The organism is Sphingomonas sp. G-3-2-10, from assembly GCF_012927115.1.
Taxonomy (GTDB): Bacteria; Pseudomonadota; Alphaproteobacteria; order Sphingomonadales; family Sphingomonadaceae; genus Sphingomonas.
Map to the genome: position 1 here is coordinate 1867024 of NZ_JABBFY010000001.1, position 17309 is coordinate 1884332.

At 62.5% G+C, this 17309-nt stretch carries 17 protein-coding genes and 1 tRNA gene; 6 read left to right on the plus strand and 12 right to left on the minus strand.

Annotated elements, in window-relative coordinates:
* Positions 1-9: 9 nt before the first annotated feature.
* The gene (locus HHL13_RS09210; RefSeq protein WP_169555379.1) at positions 10-774 is read right to left on the minus strand and encodes a FadR/GntR family transcriptional regulator; all 765 of its coding nucleotides are present in this window, start codon (positions 772-774) and stop codon (positions 10-12) included.
* A gap of 88 nt (positions 775-862) precedes the next feature.
* Between HHL13_RS09210 and manD the strand changes: the two genes are divergently transcribed.
* Positions 863-2074 (plus strand): D-mannonate dehydratase ManD, encoded by a 1212-nt coding sequence (gene manD / locus HHL13_RS09215; protein ID WP_169555380.1) that lies wholly within the window; start codon positions 863-865, stop codon positions 2072-2074.
* A 49-nt stretch (positions 2075-2123) separates the two neighbouring features.
* Positions 2124-2197: transfer RNA gene (locus HHL13_RS09220), tRNA-Gly, on the plus strand.
* A 557-nt stretch (positions 2198-2754) separates the two neighbouring features.
* On the opposite strand, the gene HHL13_RS09225 is transcribed toward HHL13_RS09220, so the two are convergent.
* From HHL13_RS09225 to HHL13_RS09255, 7 genes are all read right to left on the minus strand, one after another.
* A complete protein-coding gene (locus HHL13_RS09225; RefSeq protein ID WP_169555381.1) occupies positions 2755-4146 on the minus strand; it encodes a hypothetical protein in 1392 nt (463 codons plus the stop codon).
* The gene (locus HHL13_RS09230; protein WP_169555382.1) at positions 4143-4664 is read right to left on the minus strand and encodes a Mov34/MPN/PAD-1 family protein; all 522 of its coding nucleotides are present in this window, start codon (positions 4662-4664) and stop codon (positions 4143-4145) included. Before HHL13_RS09230 ends, HHL13_RS09225 begins: the two co-directional genes overlap by 4 nt.
* Positions 4612-5088: a hypothetical protein gene (locus tag HHL13_RS09235; protein WP_169555383.1), complete on the minus strand. Its 477-nt coding sequence runs from the start codon at positions 5086-5088 to the stop codon at positions 4612-4614. Before HHL13_RS09235 ends, HHL13_RS09230 begins: the two co-directional genes overlap by 53 nt.
* Positions 5088-5558 (minus strand): MoaD/ThiS family protein, encoded by a 471-nt coding sequence (locus HHL13_RS09240; protein WP_169555384.1) that lies wholly within the window; start codon positions 5556-5558, stop codon positions 5088-5090. Before HHL13_RS09240 ends, HHL13_RS09235 begins: the two co-directional genes overlap by 1 nt.
* 201 nt (positions 5559-5759) lie before the next feature.
* Entirely contained in the window at positions 5760-9113 is a 3354-nt protein-coding gene (locus tag HHL13_RS09245; protein WP_169555385.1) for a UvrD-helicase domain-containing protein, read from the minus strand.
* 1 nt (position 9114) lies between these two features.
* Positions 9115-9714, minus strand: coding sequence for a hypothetical protein (locus HHL13_RS09250; protein ID WP_169555386.1), 600 nt, complete (start codon positions 9712-9714; stop codon positions 9115-9117).
* Between the two features lie 3 nt (positions 9715-9717).
* A complete protein-coding gene (locus HHL13_RS09255) occupies positions 9718-10455 on the minus strand; it encodes a sigma-70 family RNA polymerase sigma factor (protein WP_169555387.1) in 738 nt (245 codons plus the stop codon).
* Positions 10456-10733: 278 nt separating this feature from the next.
* On the opposite strand from HHL13_RS09255, the gene HHL13_RS09260 reads away from it, so the two are divergent.
* Positions 10734-11525 carry a DUF2971 domain-containing protein gene (locus HHL13_RS09260; RefSeq protein ID WP_169555388.1) on the plus strand — a complete coding sequence of 264 codons (792 nt, stop codon included), beginning with the start codon at positions 10734-10736 and terminating at the stop codon, positions 11523-11525.
* Between the two features lie 28 nt (positions 11526-11553).
* Here the strand turns inward: HHL13_RS09260 and HHL13_RS09265 are convergent, their stop codons facing one another.
* The 4 genes from HHL13_RS09265 to HHL13_RS09280 all read right to left on the minus strand — a co-directional run bounded on the left by HHL13_RS09265 (position 11554) and on the right by HHL13_RS09280 (position 15517).
* Positions 11554-12321 carry a hypothetical protein gene (locus tag HHL13_RS09265; RefSeq protein WP_169555389.1) on the minus strand — a complete coding sequence of 256 codons (768 nt, stop codon included), beginning with the start codon at positions 12319-12321 and terminating at the stop codon, positions 11554-11556.
* 35 nt (positions 12322-12356) lie between these two features.
* Positions 12357-13544, minus strand: a complete 1188-nt coding sequence (locus HHL13_RS09270) for a HEPN-associated N-terminal domain-containing protein (protein WP_169555390.1) — start codon at positions 13542-13544, stop codon at positions 12357-12359.
* Between the two features lie 764 nt (positions 13545-14308).
* Positions 14309-15220, minus strand: coding sequence for a HEPN domain-containing protein (locus HHL13_RS09275; protein WP_169555391.1), 912 nt, complete (start codon positions 15218-15220; stop codon positions 14309-14311).
* Positions 15221-15280: 60 nt separating this feature from the next.
* Complete coding sequence (locus tag HHL13_RS09280; protein WP_169555392.1) at positions 15281-15517, minus strand: sigma factor-like helix-turn-helix DNA-binding protein; 237 nt, start codon at positions 15515-15517, stop codon at positions 15281-15283.
* Positions 15518-16228: 711 nt separating this feature from the next.
* Between HHL13_RS09280 and HHL13_RS09285 the strand changes: the two genes are divergently transcribed.
* From HHL13_RS09285 to HHL13_RS09295, 3 genes are all read left to right on the plus strand, one after another.
* A complete protein-coding gene (locus HHL13_RS09285) occupies positions 16229-16483 on the plus strand; it encodes an AlpA family phage regulatory protein (protein ID WP_169555393.1) in 255 nt (84 codons plus the stop codon).
* Positions 16484-16564: 81 nt separating this feature from the next.
* The gene (locus HHL13_RS09290) at positions 16565-16909 is read left to right on the plus strand and encodes a TrbC/VirB2 family protein (protein ID WP_169555394.1); all 345 of its coding nucleotides are present in this window, start codon (positions 16565-16567) and stop codon (positions 16907-16909) included.
* A gap of 198 nt (positions 16910-17107) precedes the next feature.
* Positions 17108-17257 carry a hypothetical protein gene (locus HHL13_RS09295; RefSeq protein ID WP_169555395.1) on the plus strand — a complete coding sequence of 50 codons (150 nt, stop codon included), beginning with the start codon at positions 17108-17110 and terminating at the stop codon, positions 17255-17257.
* Positions 17258-17309: the final 52 nt, after the last annotated feature.

The window sequence follows — 17309 nt, forward strand, 5'->3', positions numbered from 1 at the left end:
AGGCCGGGATCACGCCGCGCCGATCCCCAGCCGCCGCGAAACGTTGCTGCGGCGGACTTCCAGTTCGTTGCGGGCCCGCTCCATGACCTCGACTTCGGTCGCTTCCAGCAGGTCGTCGATCACGGTGCGCAGATGCGCGCGCATCGCGTTGCGCGCCGCTTCGGGATCGCGCGCGCGCAGCGCATCCAGCATCGGCCGATGCTCGTCCACGCGCGGCGTCACCCCCTCGCGCTTCGCCCGCGCAAAGATGTTCGCACTCAGCGGCGACCGGGCGCGCAACTCCCACAGATATTCCACCACGCCACGGATCGCGGCATTCTCGGTCGCCGCGGCGATCGCCAGGTGAAAGCGGCGATCGGCATCCATCACCGCCGCTTCGTCGTCCTGCTCCATCTCGACCAGAATCTTTTCCAGATCTGCCAGTTGGTCGTCGTCGATCGTCACCGCCGCCAGCGCGATCGCCTCGCCTTCGAACAGGATGCGCGCTTCGGTCAGGTCGAATGCACCGACATCATATTCCAGCACCCCCTCCGGACGCTCCGGCTCGGAATCGCGCCGTTTCACATACAGGCCGGAGCCGTGCCGCGCCTCGATCCAGCCGCGCATCTCCAGCGCGATCATCGCTTCGCGGATCGTCGGGCGGCTGACTTCATATTCCTCTGCCAGGTCGCGCTCGCCGGGCAGGCGCGCACCCGCCGCCCAGCGCCCCGCCTCGATCGCCTCGACGATCGACGCCGCAACCTTCTGGTACAATTTGGTGCCGGTTATCTTCATGAAACGCCATTTCTCATAACTCGGCGATTGACACAACCAGACCAATCATCAGATATTGGCCTTACCAATTTTTCCCAAGGACAGCGCCTTGCCTATCATCACTGCCGCTCGCGTCATCGTCACCTGCCCCGGCCGCAACTTCGTGACGCTGAAGATCGAGACCGACCAGGGCGTGTACGGGATCGGCGACGCGACTCTCAACGGGCGCGAATTGTCGGTGGCGAGCTATCTGACCGATCACGTCATCCCCTGCCTGATCGGGCGCGATGCGCACCGGATCGAGGATATCTGGCAGTATCTCTACAAGGGCGCGTACTGGCGCCGCGGTCCCGTCACCATGTCCGCGATCGCCGCGGTCGACATGGCGCTGTGGGATATCAAGGGCAAGGTCGCGGGGCTGCCGGTCTATCAGCTGCTCGGCGGGGCCAGCCGCGAGGGGTGCATGGTCTATGGCCATGCCAACGGCAGCGACATTTCCGAGACGCTGGAACGCGCGCACGAATATCTCGAACATGGCTACAAGGCCGTCCGCCTCCAGTCGGGCGTACCGGGCCTCAAGGCCACCTATGGCGTCTCGGGCGAGCGTTTCTATTACGAGCCGGCCAAGGGCAACCTGCCCGACGAGACGCTCTGGTCGACTTCCAAATATCTCCGTTCGGTCCCCGAACTGTTCGACAAGGCGCGCGACTCGCTCGGCTGGGACCTGCATCTGCTCCACGACGTCCATCACCGCTGCACGCCGATCGAAGCCGGGCGGCTGGGCAAGGATCTCGAACCCTATCGCCTGTTCTGGCTGGAAGACACGACGCCCGCCGAGAATCAGGCCGCGTTCCGCCTGATCCGCCAGCACACCACCACCCCGCTCGCGGTGGGAGAGATCTTCAACACCATCTGGGACTGCAAGCAGCTGATCGAGGAACAGCTGATCGATTATATCCGCGCCACCGTGGTCCATGCCGGCGGCATCACCCACCTCCGCCGCATCGCCGCCCTGGCCGATCTCTATCAGGTCCGCACCGGCTGCCACGGCGCGACCGACCTCTCGCCCGTCTCGATGGCCGCCGCGCTCCATTTCGGTCTCTCGGTGCCCAATTTCGGCGTGCAGGAATATATGCGCCACACCGAGGCGACCGACGAAGTCTTCCCCCATGCCTATTCGTTCAAGGACGGCCTGATGCACCCGGGCGAAAAGCCCGGCCTGGGCGTCGACATCGACGAAGCGCTGGCCGGAGGCCACGAATATAACCGCGCCTATCTGCCGGTGAACCGGCTGGAGGACGGGACGGTGTTCAACTGGTGAACCCGGTTGACCGGCTGGCGGTCGCCGTGGCAGGGGAGCCTCCGCCCGGGCGGGTGTAGCTCAATGGTAGAGCAGAAGCTTCCCAAGCTTACGACGAGGGTTCGATTCCCTTCACCCGCTCCAGCTAAAGCACCGAAATCCTTGATTTTTTGAGGATACGAACACCGCGAATAGCTGTCAACGCGGGTGTGAGGGTAACTGCACGGTAACGGATGAATCTGCCGTCTCCTCGCGTCCCAAGTGGTGTCGTCCCGATTTTTCGAAGCTTCGTTTGCGTCCGATTGCGGACAAGTGCGGTTCTGCGGGAGGAATCTCCGGATTCGATCTAGCAATCTGAAATTATTGCGAAATTGTACGAACCGGCATTGCTTACCCCACACTTTTCCCCACATCGGATCAGAGATGCGGTGGATTGCTATGGGATCCAACGACCGATTTGCGCCCCAATATCCGTCATTCCGGCCGGCAGGCGGACTTCACAAAAACGGACGTCGGGTCGCACGAATGATCAAAGCGTCGATCACACCCGCACATAAGGTCGTAGCGATCATTTTTTCGGGTCCTTGATGCGTGATCGGTCATGGCAGGTTGAGGGCATCGCATTTACCAGGCTCCAGGCTGACGCGATGTTGGGTCTCCTTGGCGAGCTGCCCTATGGTCCGTGACTAGACGATCGAGGGTTAGGGCATGCGCGCTTTGGCTGTCGCGAAGGTGATCAAATCCGGTTCAGGCGCGGTGAGCGCGCTCCGATAGTCAATCGACCGCAGATCGACATTGGCGACCGTGACCCGTGGCCCGCCGGTCACCGCGCGTACCGCTTGCGCGACGACGATCGCCGCCGCCGTCACCCCGACAAATGGCGCGCCGACCGCAACATCTGCGAGTCTCGTCAGCCCACATTCGTCGATATCGCCCTTGTCGCGCAAATCGACGTATGCGGGCCGACCCTTGAGCGTTGCCGCGCGATCGATTCTGTCGTCCGCATTGCCGGCCTGCGCGACTGCCGGCCAGATCTCCGCGGACCGCTTGACGGCCGGGAAGCTGTGGACCCGGATGAGCCTAAAGTCCTCGGCACCATTGCCGAGGCCTGCTTCGAGCACCATCGCGAAGCCCGCTTCGTCGAGAATGCGACGTGCATCCGGATTGTCGACGCCACACAGCGCTAAGCCGGGTTCGTTAGCCGATCGGCGGAAATCGTCGTCGAATCGCCGTTCGATAATGGCAGTGTCGAACCCGCGCTGCTCGGCCCAGTCAGAACAAATCCGCGTCTTCAGGCGCCGCTCGTCAGTGGCGCGCGTCAGCAGCGACGTGCTCTTGGTGGATTTGCCGGCACGGTCGACGTCTTGGAGGAACAGCCGCACATCGCCAGGATCGGCGTAGGGCAACAGTCCGATCGCCCACAGATAGGCCTGCCCCAAATGCCCCAGCCCGATCAGCCAGAAGTCCGACGGCAAATCGACGATCATGGGTTCGTCATCATGCGGCAGCAGCCAACTCGAATCGGGATCGAGCTGCCAGAGCGACAGGCCGACGCTGCGATGGCCGGCCATCGCCTCGCCGTTCAAATGCGCGAACACCTCGGCGACAGCGAGCGCGCCCGCGAGCGCGCCGCTGACCGTGAACTCGGTGCGCATGGTCAATCCAACATCGGTCAGCGGGACAATGCCGCCACGCCACCCATCGCAGGTCGTACGAATGGCGAACTTAGCCGGATCGGCTGTGGCCTCGCCGCCGATCACCACCAGCGGCGCGTTCAGCGGGCAGGGGGCGATCACGCCACCCAACTCGATCACTGCATCCCCCAGCGTTGCGCCGCCGGTTACAGGGATGACCAGCGGCGCATCGAGTGCGCCATCGACGGTCACCCCGCCCAACAGGCTGCGCAACCCGCAATTGAGGGCGGTGAGCAAGGCCGCCTGGTAGGTCGGGCTTGCGGCGGATCCGGCATCGATGGTCAAATGCATCGTGAAGGTGCCGAGCTTCGCCACAGCTTCGTCGACGCTAGCCGCGGCGCCGGAGTCGATGAACAGCTTGGCCGTGCGGTTCAGGTCGTCGATGATTGCTTCGCTCATGGCCTGTTTCCCTCGATTTTCAGCGCGGGCCGGAGAAATCGGGATGTCAGGGAATCCCAGCTAAATTTCCCGCGATAACGGTAGAGGCCGATGGCGTTCAGCTGCACCGGCTCTGCGGCAAAATTCGGGATGATCATTGCGATATGCCCCGGTTCGGCGATCATCGGGTGACGCCGGTCGGACTCGCTCTGACCGGCGCCGCCGGGGTGGGTGTGAACATCCGCGACAACCGCCAGTCCCGTGCGGCGGCAAATCGCCCAAAGGTCCGCCATGCAGGCGCCATCAATCACGATAATCCCCGTATCGAAGGCGTTGGGGTCGATCTGATCGTAGAACACGATCGACAAAACCTGGCGATGATCACCGGGCGGCCCAAGTAGGAACGCCCCGCTTTCGCGGACATTGCGGCCGCGTGCGCGCAGACCATTAAGCAGTTCAGACCAGATCGATGCTGGGATCGAAAGCTCAGGCTGCCGAACGAACAGCCGGCAGATGCTGGTGAGAGGCCAGAAGGTCATGGATGATCTCCAGATAATGAATGATGCCGCGCGTCGGCTGCCAAGCTTTCTCGGGATGCTGCACCAACCATTGGTCGTGGCCAGCGAGCGCCAACCGGTCGCATGGCAGGTACAGCGCATTCGCGTTCCAGCCGGGGTTGAAGGCCGCCGCGACCCGGCCCGTGCCCTGCGGCCACCGGTGGTTGGGAAGTGGCGTATTGCTGGCCAGATCCCACGGCCGCGCATTGGGGAGCGTCGCCGGATAGCCGTTCAGGTCGAACCGGAACGCCCAGTCGGTCCCGTCATGAGCGCGCACGGTGATGATCGGGTGCGGCCAGTCGCCGCCGACCAGCTGCCACTGCTCCTTTGCCTCGCCGATCTGAAAGTCGGGGCGTTCCGCGTGACCACGGAACGCCCGTTCATCGGCACCGATCGCCGGCTCCATCAGCCCTGGACCAGCTGCTTACGCACGAGGTCGAACTCGATCTCGCAGCCGCGGATCTTGAGGCTGCCGAGGTGAGCGTTCAGCGACGGCTGGGTGCGCGTACCGCTGATCTGCAGCACGTGCTCCTGCGCCTCGGCGTCATCGAGGCCCGCCTTCTTGGTCGCCCACTTCGTCACGCGCTTGATGGTCGTCCCGGGCGCGAACTTGTGGTTGAAGGTCTCGGCCTTGTAGTTGACCGCAACCTTGATCTGCCGGCAACGGTGGAGGTGGAAGATCGCCTTGTCGTGACCCTTGAGCGGATGATCATGACCCAGCGGCTCATCATCATCTTCCTTGAAGACGAGCATTTCGGCGATTTCGGGGTGGCGGCCAGCGAGACTCGCGATGAGCGTCTTGACGAGCGCGGCTTCCGCCAGCTCGAAACGCTCGATCGGTTCGTCCTCGATGGCGGCAAAAATAACCGTAGCCATTGTGTGCTTTTCCTTTTCGCTGACGGGCAGCGCCTGGGCTGCCTCCCCCAGCTGATCGGATGAGCGGGGCGAAAAAGGAAAAATCAGGCGCAGAAATTTTGACGGGCTGGCAAACGGATCTGGCAGGTCACCGGCGTCCTTGCGGCTACTGCAATCTGGCCGCAGTCCTATTCTATGAAGCTGCGCCGATCGGAACGGGCATTAGCTCAGTGACAGGCCTTCCGGCGACGGGCAAACGAACAGATATGGGCAGCGCGGGCACCGGAAGTCGCTCGTGACCGCCGGATAACGACCGGTCGCGATATCCCCGATCGCTGTTTCGCAGTCGGCGATCCGCTTATTGTATTTGGCGGTCGTCTGACCGATCGGCAGCACGGGCTCGCCTAGGAGGTAATGGTTTTCGACGCGCGCGTTCGCGCCGAATGTCTCGCTAGCGGCTTTGAGCAGGATCGTCGCCGACAGGCGATCGGGGTCGCCACTCGAGGGTTTGCCCGAGCGCAAATTACGAATGACCAGCGTGCCGTCGATTTCGAAGATGCGATCGGCCAGTGCGCCGATCGTGCTACCGCCGATCGTGGTTGCGAGGGCGCCTGGGCGTGTTGCGGTGCCGGCCGCGGCGACGTGGAGGCGCGCCAGCATCGTCATTACCAAGCGGCGATAGGCCTCGCCAAAAGCATGGTCGGCGAGCCCGCTCGCGGCCCATGCCTCTTCGAAAATCCGTTCGGCTTCCGCCGGATCATATGTCTGAGCTTCATCGAGTTCGCGTGCGTAGCGCATCACCGCCTGTACACAGCCATGAGCATCGAGATAGGCGCCCGCGCGTGCTTTTCGCCGCAGATTGAGGACCCGCTCATAATAGAAGCGGCGCGGGCAGGATGTGAAATTGTCGATGTCGCTGGCCGAAAGTTCGGCTGGCGGCGGCGGCAGCAGGATTGGGTTCAGCTCTGCCACCGGCGTCGTGCGTTGCACCGGGTTCTCGCAAATGGCGACGGTTGTCGTCACTCTATCGAGGAAACGCGATGGATTCGCGTTACGCGTTCCGCGACGCGCTGGACGATACAGCCGCAGTTGGCTCTTGGCTCGCGACAGCGCGACGAACAATATGCACTCTTCCTCGGCTTCGTGCGCATCCTCGTCTTGGATTTGCACGATCATGCCAGCTGGGGGCGGGCAGACTGGCGGCCGGTTCGCCGATGGGATCGCGCCCGCATAAAGCCCGGGCAGGTGCACCGCGTCGAATTCCAAGCCCTTGCTGGCATGGACCGTCATCAGGCGTACGCCTTCGAGCGCATCCAGCTCGGGCGGAAGCTGCCGCAGGTCGCGTTCGTCGGCGAGCAGGATCATGTGGCGGATGCGGTCGAGCGCACGTCGGATCGGCGTCCGATTGCCCCTGACGGGCATATTGCGCAGGCAGTCGATCAGCTGGCGGACGGCAACTCGCCGCATATCATCCGACGCTGCCTGGCCTGACAGGACCGTGCGGACATAATCGCTGGTCTCGAACAGAAATTGGCTGATCAGGAGCCAGGGCGTGGTCCCCTGTGTCGCGCCGTGCAGATGTTGCGCGAGCTTCAGCAGGCCAGCACGCCCCGCCGATGACAAGTCGTTGACCCCTTCAAGCCGCGTGAGAAGATCGAACAGGTGCTGCTCGGTCCTTCGGGCATGCGAGATGAGCGCGAGCGCATCCGCTTGCGGGATGGCATATTCGGGAAATTCGGCCACGCGAATAAGGCTTGTGCCGCTGTCGTCCGCGATGAGCGCGAGAACGCACAGCAGATCGCGGACCTCCCGCCGCTCGAACAAGGGGCCAAGGTACAGAACCGGTATATCGCGGGCTTCAAGCTCCTCGGCATAACGCGCGAGATTGCCGTTGCTGCGCGACAGAACGGTCTGGTTGCGAAGATCAGTGCCGGATCGTTGCAGCTCGCGGATGGTGCCGGCGAGTGCGTCCATCTCCGCTGCCTCATCGGACGCTGTCAGCAAGCTCGGCGTGATCTGATCGGTCCCGCGCGCTGCAGTGAGTGCCGCAGCGCCGGCATAGCGCGAAACGCTCATCGTTGCAGCGAACCTCGAATATGTGCTGACGATCTCCGCTGTCGATCGGTAATTCTCGGTCAGGCCGTCGCGCTTCCCGCGTGAGTAATCGTGCTCGAACCGCGCGATGTTTGATGCCGATGCTCCGCGAAACCGGTAGATCGACTGGCGCGCATCGCCGACGACCCAGAGATTCTCGCCGTCTTCACCGACGAGTTCGCGCACCAACATCGCGCTCGCGAGATTGATATCCTGATACTCATCCACATGGACATGCGTGAAACGCCCACGCATCAATGCACCGAAATCCTTGTCCTCACGCATCATCACGATCGGGCGCATGATGATGTCGCCATAATCGACGGCGTTTTCTTCCTCGAGCCGGCGCTGGTAATGGGCGTATACCGTCGCAACCTCGGCGGCCTTCGCCGCCGCCAGCCGCTCCTCGTCCGTAACCGCGTTGTGGCTCATGGCCTGCGCAAGCACCGCATATTGCTCGGGTGTGCAAAGTTCGTCCTTGGCACGCGAAATGGCGCGCAGAATATCGCGCAGTGCGAGCGCCGGCTCGTAGAGATTGAGATAGTGGGTAAGGCCGAGCGCGGGCAGCGCTTCCTCCAGCATCGCCACGCTTTCACTGGTATCGACAACCTTGGGATCTGCCGGCAAGCCGAACAGCCCGTGATGCTTGCGTAGTGTGTCGAGGCCGAAGGCGTGGAACGTGCCGGTCCAGATGTTGATGATATGGCCCCCGGCAACCGCCTCGACGCGCTCGGCCAGTTCGAGCGCCGCCTTGTTCGAGAAGGTCAGAGCGAGAATATTCTGAGCCGGGACGCCTTTGGCGAGAAGGTCGGCGATCCGGGAGACGAGCGTTTTGGTCTTGCCCGTTCCGGGCCCTGCGCTCAGCAAATAGGGAACACCGCGATGATCGACGGCGCGCTGCTGCGCGTCATTGCACGGGGTTTCCGCGGACCGTGGTCGCTCCGGCACATCCGGCATTTCTGGCAGCAGCATTCCGTCGGCCAGCTGCTGCAGGGTTGTCTCATATGGGACGCCGAGCATCTTGGCGATCGCACTGGCGTTGTTCCCTGCTAGAAAAAGGCGTTTCGCCGTCGCGCGCGGCAGAATGAACTCGCGCGCGAAGGTGTTGGCCTGCGCCTCGCGCCGCTCCTTGATACCATAGGTCTCGATCCGCTGGTTAGGATCGCCGCCATTGGTTTCCGCTCGCGGATAAAAGCCAGCCTCGGGTCCGTCGTGCAGTTCGAAATGCCCGATCTCATGCGCCACGACCTCGGCGGACTGATCGGGCGCTAGGTCACTTCTGAAAAGCACCTGCCTGAACTTGCGCGCGAGCAGACCATGCGCGCCTTCCAGCTCAGGATCGTCCGTCGCGAGCGGGCGCAGGGTCAGTTTTCGCTTGCCCGCGGCATCTCGCACCGCGTCCGCCGCGATGGTAAGATCTGTTGCTCCGATCTCACTCCGCAATCGGTTGGCGGCGTTTCGGACCGCGGCGAATCCGTCCATGTCAGGCCGCCAGATCCGGGAGCCAGAAGCGCTTTTGTGCAAGGTCGAGCGTCGAGGACTTGACCGCTGCCTCGAAGGTCACTTTACCCGGTGCCGACCGACCGCTTGGCGCGAAATAGTCCGCGCCACCCGTTGCCGGCACGCCGTCTAGAAATGCATAGACCGCCGACGGGGATGTTCTGAGTTCGTCCGCGAGCCACACCATCAGCTGCCCGGGTATGGTGGTGGCATCAATCAGGCATTTGCACAATTTGCTGATAATGCCGGTATCAACCCTGCAATTGGCAGCGATGCGGTCGATGTTGTCGGCATCCACAACATCGAACGGGTCTGTTCCGCCTTGCGATGCGGATGTCCAAAACCGCTCGAGAATCGAGTGGTGGTTGCGGGCCGTGCGTTCGCCTGCCGGATCTTCGTCGCCAAGATCGCTGCCTTCCGTGGCGAACCACTCGGCCACGAACGCGAAGATCTCTTCGCGGAACGCCACATGCATTGCCGCAAACCGTAAGACATCGTCTCGGGTGGCGCCTTCCTCCAAGATATAGTGGAGCGTCGACAGGACGTCATCGAGCGTTTCCGTGCCCTGAGGTTGGTTGGTCATGGTTCAGGCCCTTGTCTCGCGCGCCTTGTCGCGCACGTTTTTGATGAGATATTTGACCTTCGTATCCGAACAGCCCATCGCGGCCGCCGTCTCTTTGAAGGTCCGTCCCATCAGGAGGTGGTGCCCCACCGCGATCCGTTCTTCTTCAGTGAGCAGGGCCGAAATCTTGTTCAGCTCGGCCTTGATTTCGGCGAGCGGTGTTCCGGCGCGGCCTGCGCGGGCAGCGAGGGCATCAGCGATCTCTTCGGCGCTAACGTCGCTATCTGGCACCGTCATTTCCTCGCGGGAAATCTCTGTCCGCATACGCAGCCGCATCTTCGATCGCGCGGTCAAATAGAGGCATTCCGCTCCGCGGGAGAAACCGCATTCGAACATGTCGAGGTCGTTATCAGCCAAGAGCTCCAGCGCCTTGGACTGGACGATCGTATGCGCACGCTCGCGAAAGTTCTCCGGTAGATCGCGCAGAATCCGGTCACCGGCCCGTTCCAGCCGGGAGAAGAATGCGACAACCATCGCATCATATTGCGGGGTGGGCCGGTTCGGCCTGAAGTTGCGGATGAGATATACGAGGGTCTGTGGCCGCGTACAGCCCGCCGCCGCGAGACGAAAAGCGTCATGCAGGGGCAGGGCAAGCGTTGCCGCTATTTCCTCCTCGACCGCAGGCGGGCGCTTGTAGAGTTTTTGCTTCTTGCTGACCTTCGCAAGCGACTGCACGATGCTGTTTCCTCGTTCATCGGTCATCGACTGCGCACCTGATCGGATTGGGAACGGCAATAAGGAAAAGAATTTTTACCAGCCCCGATTTATCGGCGGGGTGCAGCAGCGTAGACGCCCTGCGGACTTCGCAAAAGACTAGCCGAGAAAGTAACTCGGCGTCATCCCGGGTGGAAACTCTGGGCTACGTCGTTATCTCAAATTTGCGGGGACCCTTCTCTACTATTCCAACACGTAACCATTTGCGGGTCACGGAGAAATCGACACTTCAGCTATCGGTGACCGGAGCTACGATCGGCGGGGGAATGGGCATGTTCTACAAGTTTATGGGCGGCAGCGATGAGGACCTGATCGAGGTTTTTGATAATGCCGTCGTCAAAGGCTCGGTCAAATTCACGTCCGCGGCCAGCTTCAACGACCCGTTCGAGTTCGCGTTCAGGTCGGTCGTACCCGAACGCGAGGCCTATGAGGCTTGGCACCGCACCTATCGGCCAGAGGTGACCGCCGAGCAGCGCGAACATGGCTGGGAAGCGCTGACCGGCAAGCAGGCCGACTGGAACAGCGGGCTCGTACCGCGCGTGACGATGCTGGAGCGCCTTTATGTGCTGTGCCTCGCGCGGCGCTGGGACATTCACCTGATTTGGTCGCATTATGCCAGCGCGCATCATGGCTTTGCGATCCGCTACAAACCCGAGATCGTGACCGCGCTCGCGGCGCTGCCCGATTTCGAGATGTGCGGCGATGTCGTCTATGGGGAAGCGGTGCCGGACCTACGCTGGTTCTCAGAGCCACCCGAAGACATCGTGCGGCCGGTGCTGCTGACCAAGTCGTTGGACTGGGCCTATGAAGCCGAGCACCGCGTCGTGCTGACGGGGCCGCCGGGGAAGGGTGCGCTGTTTCATACGGTAGACCCCGAACTCATCGCTGGCGTGATCCTGGGCGCGCGCGTGCCCGAGGCTTTGGTCGAGAAGGCGCTTGCGCTACGCAAAGCGCGCCCGGATTTCACGATTGAGGAATTGGGCGCGGTGCGTGACAGCTACACGCTGACCATTCACCAAATCGAAGACAATGTCCGGCGAATGCGCGGCTTTCTGTGAAGCCGGCGATCGACGCTTTAACCTGGTTCTAGGGCTTGCGCACGCTGATGCGGTCGCCGAGGCTTTTGATGGTCTGGTAGAGCGGCGGTTTTGGCTTAAGTCGCAGCATGTCGCGTGCCGGCCCGAGCACGCAGAAATAAACAAGCGCCTCGCCGAACGACATGTGCAGGCCGAACACGCCATGTGCTGGATGATAACCCGTCTGGTAGCGGAACTGGTCCCCCAGATCGACATTGGGACGCCGCGCGATGGTAAGATCGTCGAACCACTGGCTCGCATTGTGGCGCACTTGATCAGCGGCGGGCGTTCCGGCCTGCGCCCACCAGACCAGCCGCCGCAGCGTCGACGAGGCCGGCGTGCCCGTCACCCGGTAATACATCGCGTAGAGGAGCTTGGTGCCGAACAGCTCGATATGCTGCTTTGCGATCTCGGGGATCGTCACGGCCCGCTCGTGGGCATCGGGCGCTATAAAGCGGGTATAAGGCTCAGGAGGTCGCGAGCGGTCCACGTAGGGCAGAGCGTCGGGTTCGTTGTTGGCGATGCCGTCGATCAGCTTTTGATATTCCTCGGCGTCGAGCTGCTGATAGCCCTGATCGATGCTGCGGATGTAGAAAGCGGTGACCTGCTCGCTGAGCGCCGCGGCGCGGTTGCATTCGGCGCAGGCCGGGAACTCGAAATCGTCCGGGCCGTGCTTGCCGCGAAACACTATCCGCGCGGGGGCATGGTCGCGCTCGACCGCGGCGCGCCGTCCGCCGCAAAAGCAGCACGAGGGATGCGCCGTCAGGAATTCGGCCATACTCGGCTTCCGGCGTGCCCCCATCCTGCCGCCGCCTATTGGTGCGCGACGGCGACCAGGCGGAGCAGTGTCTCCGCGCCGGGCTCGTCGGCCGTATCGATGCACTGCTCGTTCTCGCAGAACAGCACGAACGCCTTCTCGCCGACGTGCTTGGCGCTGCGATAGATGATGCCGTCGAGCCGCTGGCCACCGGCAAGCCGGAACATCCGCCGGAAATATTCGGTGACGATCTGGGTTGGGACATAGCCGATATGCTCGCGGCCATCGCGGTCGACTGGCTGCGAGATGTCCTCGGCAAAGGCGTGGAGGAACCGCAGCGTGTGGATCAGGCCTTGGCGTTCGACGTCGAACACGCTCGGCACCGGTGGCAGCTCGGCGAGATCGAGCACTGTCAGGTCACGCAGCGCGCGGAACGTTCCGATCGATAGGATCTTGCCCGCATGGGCGGCGGGATCAAAGGTCTCGGCATGCGCGGTCGCCGTATCGAACGCGCCATAGAACATCGGAATTCCGGCCGGGCTCATCCGGTTGGATTGCCGGGCATGTTCGGGCTTGGGCGTACCTATCTCGGTCGCGGTGGTCTGCGGCTGATCGTCGACGCGGATGCGGATCAGGTCGGTGCCGGTCCCGATCGGCTTGATCAGGCCCTCGCCATTGAGCTTGGTGCCTATCATGTCAGAGACGGTGGCGAGCACTTGGCCCGGAGTCAGCTCGTCATAGCCTTCGTCCTCGGCCTGCAGGAAGAAATAGCGCGTGTGATTCTTGGTGTACGCCTTGAAGCTGTCCCATCCCCAGGTCAGGCGCTGACTGTCCGTGCCGCGATAGAACTCGCGTTCGACCCAAGCGTCACATTCGATCATCTCGTCGAGCGCGGCGATCAGGTCGTCATTTTCGGAGAAGCTGGCATCGTAAAGGACGTCGGCTGTCGTCGAGAGCGGTGCCTGCCAGCCGCCTTCGCGCGAAATGTACATGATCCCTTCGTTGGTCGGCTCGTTCCAATCGAAGCCAAGGCCGCCGAGAACGATCTCGGTGAAAGCCTCGAACGGCGCCGCGATCGGCTGGTCGGATCCCGCATCGCAAAAGCTGCAGGCCTTGCTCTCGGCATGGCCGGCAATCCACTCGGCCAGATAGGGATCGGTCACGCAAGCGGCACAGACATGGTCGTCGGATTCGCCGTACCCGCGCTCTTCCAATTCCATCATGTACGCCTTGACGATGCCCATCGAACGGTCCGCTCCTTCCAGCCATTCAGGCTAGGCGCCGGCGCGCGTGAAGTCACCAGATCTTGGAAGATCGCACCCTGATCGTAACCAAACCCGAGGCGTTCGCTGTAGGGTGACGAGAATGCGCAAGGGCCGCTTGCGAACAAGTGTGATCGGAAGCGGTAGACGATGGCGTCCGTGACGCAAAGCCTCGGTGCGGGGCGGCGAGCTCTTCCCCTTCATCGCGCAATAATGGAGTGCCGCCGCGCCACCAAACAGTCACTTGCGTTGGCTCTTGCTGCCCATGAAAGAATGTCCGCTTTGGTGTGCGACATTCGATTTTCAAATGGCTGACTAAGGGCGCTAAGTGGCCGCACACGGGCGGGTAGCTTGGCGTAAGGTCGGCGTGCGTGCCAGCGTCTCGGCCGTTGAAATTCCTGCAAAATATCGCTGAGACGACGGCAAGCTCTACTGAGCGACGGCGCAAATTCGTTCATTCTCACAACCACATGCGCCCCGATCGACGGCGGCGCTTTTATCTCGCCCTCCACCAGCATCCTGCTCTGAGACCTGCCGGGACAATCCTAGCTGCTTCCTAATGCCGAGCCAAAGGCACGCGTAATCCGCTCACTTCCCAGCATAGCGTTCGATGATCGTATGCGCCGGGGCTGGTAGGCGCGAACCCGGGTCAGTCGCTTAGCCACGCCAGAATGATCTCCGCGAAGCGGCGATTTTTAGGGTTGGAGGATGCAATCGAGCGCCGCGAAACGCTGCTTTCGAAGGGGTCAAGCCGCCTTTGCGAGCGTGTCGATCCGCTGCTCGCAGGCTTCACGAACTAGCGTCTGGAGCATTGCAACGCGCTCCGAAATCCATTCAAGCTGCTCGCCGGTGATGACGTACGACCGTGAATAGCGAGCCTTCACGTAGGCATCGCGGAGCAGCGAAAAGCAGCGCTTCTGGAACCGGGTATCGCGTGGCCAGACCTGCTTGAGCGATGGCTCAAGCGCTTCGGTGATGTCGCGCAGCCGGTTCAGATTGTGGGTCTTGGGGCTGTACAATGTCCGGACGAGGAACAGGCAGTGATAATAACGCTCCGTTGCCTGATGGAGCAGGAACGCGGCAAGCTTCAACTTGCCTTTGGCGAGCGCGTCTGTGGCACTTTCGAGGAAGTCATCTGCGCTCTCAAACCATTCCTCGAAATAGTCTCGGGTCTCCGCCAGCGCCTGCTCCGGCGACAGCGGCGTCGGCTCGACAAAGGGGTATCCGGGCTCCTCGAACAGCACGATCCCGTCGCGAAGAATGTCCATGAAGAAGTAGCGCCCGAGGCTCAGCTTCTCGTTCACATCGGCTAGGCTGTGGTAGATCAAACCGACCGGCGTGCGCAGCACTTCGCCCGCCGAAAGCTCCTCGAGAAACCGCGTTTCGGTCTTCTCCCAGAACTCCGAAACGTCGGTCAAATCCTCGTGATCGACGACGACGAGCAGGTCATAATCGGAGTAGTAACGGCCGACCGGATCTTCGACCCAATCGCCGCGCGCGTAGCTGCCGAACAGGATGACCTTGAGCAGCTTGCCGCGCCGGAGATGCGGCTGCGACCGGCGCTCGGTCGCCCAAGCAAAGCCGTCGCGCAGCGCCTGGACGATGTGCGCCAGCTCGCGGCGCTTGCCTTCCGGGAGATGATCGAGCGAGGTCCGCATGGCGCGATAACCCTGGGTCAGTGCGCCAAAAGTGGCAAGGTCATTCGCGAAAATGTCGGCTCAATCACGCAGCTCGGCTTCCGCCAAACGGCGCATTGCTTTCGCCATCCGGCTTTCGACTTGCTTCACCGACAGTCCCGTCCGTTCCGCGATTTCGGTGTAGCTCATATCGTCCAGACGGTGCGCGAGGAATATCTCGCGGGTCGTCCGATCAAGCCGTGACACTACCCGCTCGATCCGCTGCAACGGAGTTTCGTCGCGGCGGCGGCGCTGAAACGTAGCCAGAAACCTCCACATCCTTCTTCTCCTTCAAAGCGCACCGGCCCCGGAAAAGGGGGTGGGCGGCAAGGAGCGAACCGGCAGTCCCGCCGACATGAGACGGGCTGCACCCGAAGGGCCGCAACGCAGTGGAGGACTGAGGCGCAGCCTCGGTTGCAGCACGTCGCGGCGGGACTAGAGGGTAGCGACGCCCACCCCCTTGGCCGAGGCCGCAGGCAACGCCGGCGCGCGAGCGCCGTCCGCAGATCTTCAGCGCGAAGCGCCACGCGCCAACGGCGCTAAGCAAAGCAGCTCTCTCGAATAAGGCCGGCCGTCGCGGCGGCGTGCGCGCGCCTTCCGTGCGCCAGCCGCCGCCGCGCCTCTGGCCGGATCGAGCGCGCCACGCGGAAAGCAAAGGCGCTGCGGACCCTGACGGCTTCGCAGAAGTCCGTCAGAGCACGCTCAATCGAGACCGCGTTCACTCTGCCGGCAGCGCCGGCCACACGCCAGCGATCGTCATCCGGATGGACCGAGACGCCGCAGAGCGGCTCGGCGCCGCGCACGCGGCGTAGAGCGCGGTCCCGCTGGAGGCGGGAGGCGCAGAGTTTTCCGAAAACCGGGCTACGCCATCGCCAGTTTCTGCACGCCATGTTTCGCCACCAAGCTTTTGGCGTTGAAACCTTCAAGCACACCGCACAGCCTTGCCGCAGGGGGCACCATCGAACCGCAACAGATGCAAGGTGATGCCAGATGCAGACGCAACCTTCCGACCCGATTCTTCGCCTCAAGACGGTACTCGCGCGGACCGGGCTCAGCCGATCGACCCTCTACCGCCGTATGAAGGCAGGCGCCTTCCCCAGGAACGTCCAGATCAGCGAGCGCTGTGTCGGCTGGCGCGAAACCACGATCGATGCCTGGCTGCGCAGTCCCATGTGCTTCGGCGAGCCCGACGCCGGCACTGACCTCGGTCGTGACATACGGCGCCTGGGACGTCCCCGGTCCTGATCAGAGCGGAAGCTTGATCCAACGGCCGCATTGACCGAGTAGCGGAGCAGTTTGGAATTTCGGTTGTGAGGTGCAAACCCGATGTTGCTGAGCGACCCGCCCGCATCAAGTGCTATCGTCGCAGCTGTTCAGTGGCTCGAAGGGACGTTGCTCGGCACCATCGCCACAACCGCGGCAGTGATCGCGGTGGCGTGGATCGGGGTCATGATGCTGACCGGGCGGGTAAACGTCCGCAGCGGAGCCACGACGATCCTCGGTTGCTTCATCCTGTTCGGCGCTACCAGCATCGTTGCGGGTATCCGGAATACGATATCCGGTGATGAAAATGCGATGCCGCCAGTTGCGGATATGTCGCCGCCGGTGGTCATCCCGCCGGTTCAGGTTCAGAACGATCCCTACGCGGGCGCCAGCCTTCGCAGGCCCTGAAGCAATCATTGCGATACCGAACCGATTTTCGCATTGCGGGTTCGCGGGAACTACGTGACTATACCTAGGGAGCGCCGCGAAACAGATTCGCCGCTTGTGGGGGGTGGTATGCGGCGTATCGTGCAATGGCTTGTCCCGGTCGCGTTGAGCGCACTGGGTGTGGCTGGGCTTTCGCTCGCGTCTGCGTCCGCTCCGCCGATGAACGAGACAATCAACTATACCTATGATGCGCGCGGTAGACTGGTGAAGGTCGAGCATGGCGGCACTGTGAACAACAACGTCCAGGCCAATTACAGCTACGACAAGGCCGACAACCGCGTGACCGTCAACGTCACCGGCGCGCCCTGAGGCGCATCAAGCGCGGCCAATCAGAAGTGCGGAAAATCTGAACATCTGAATC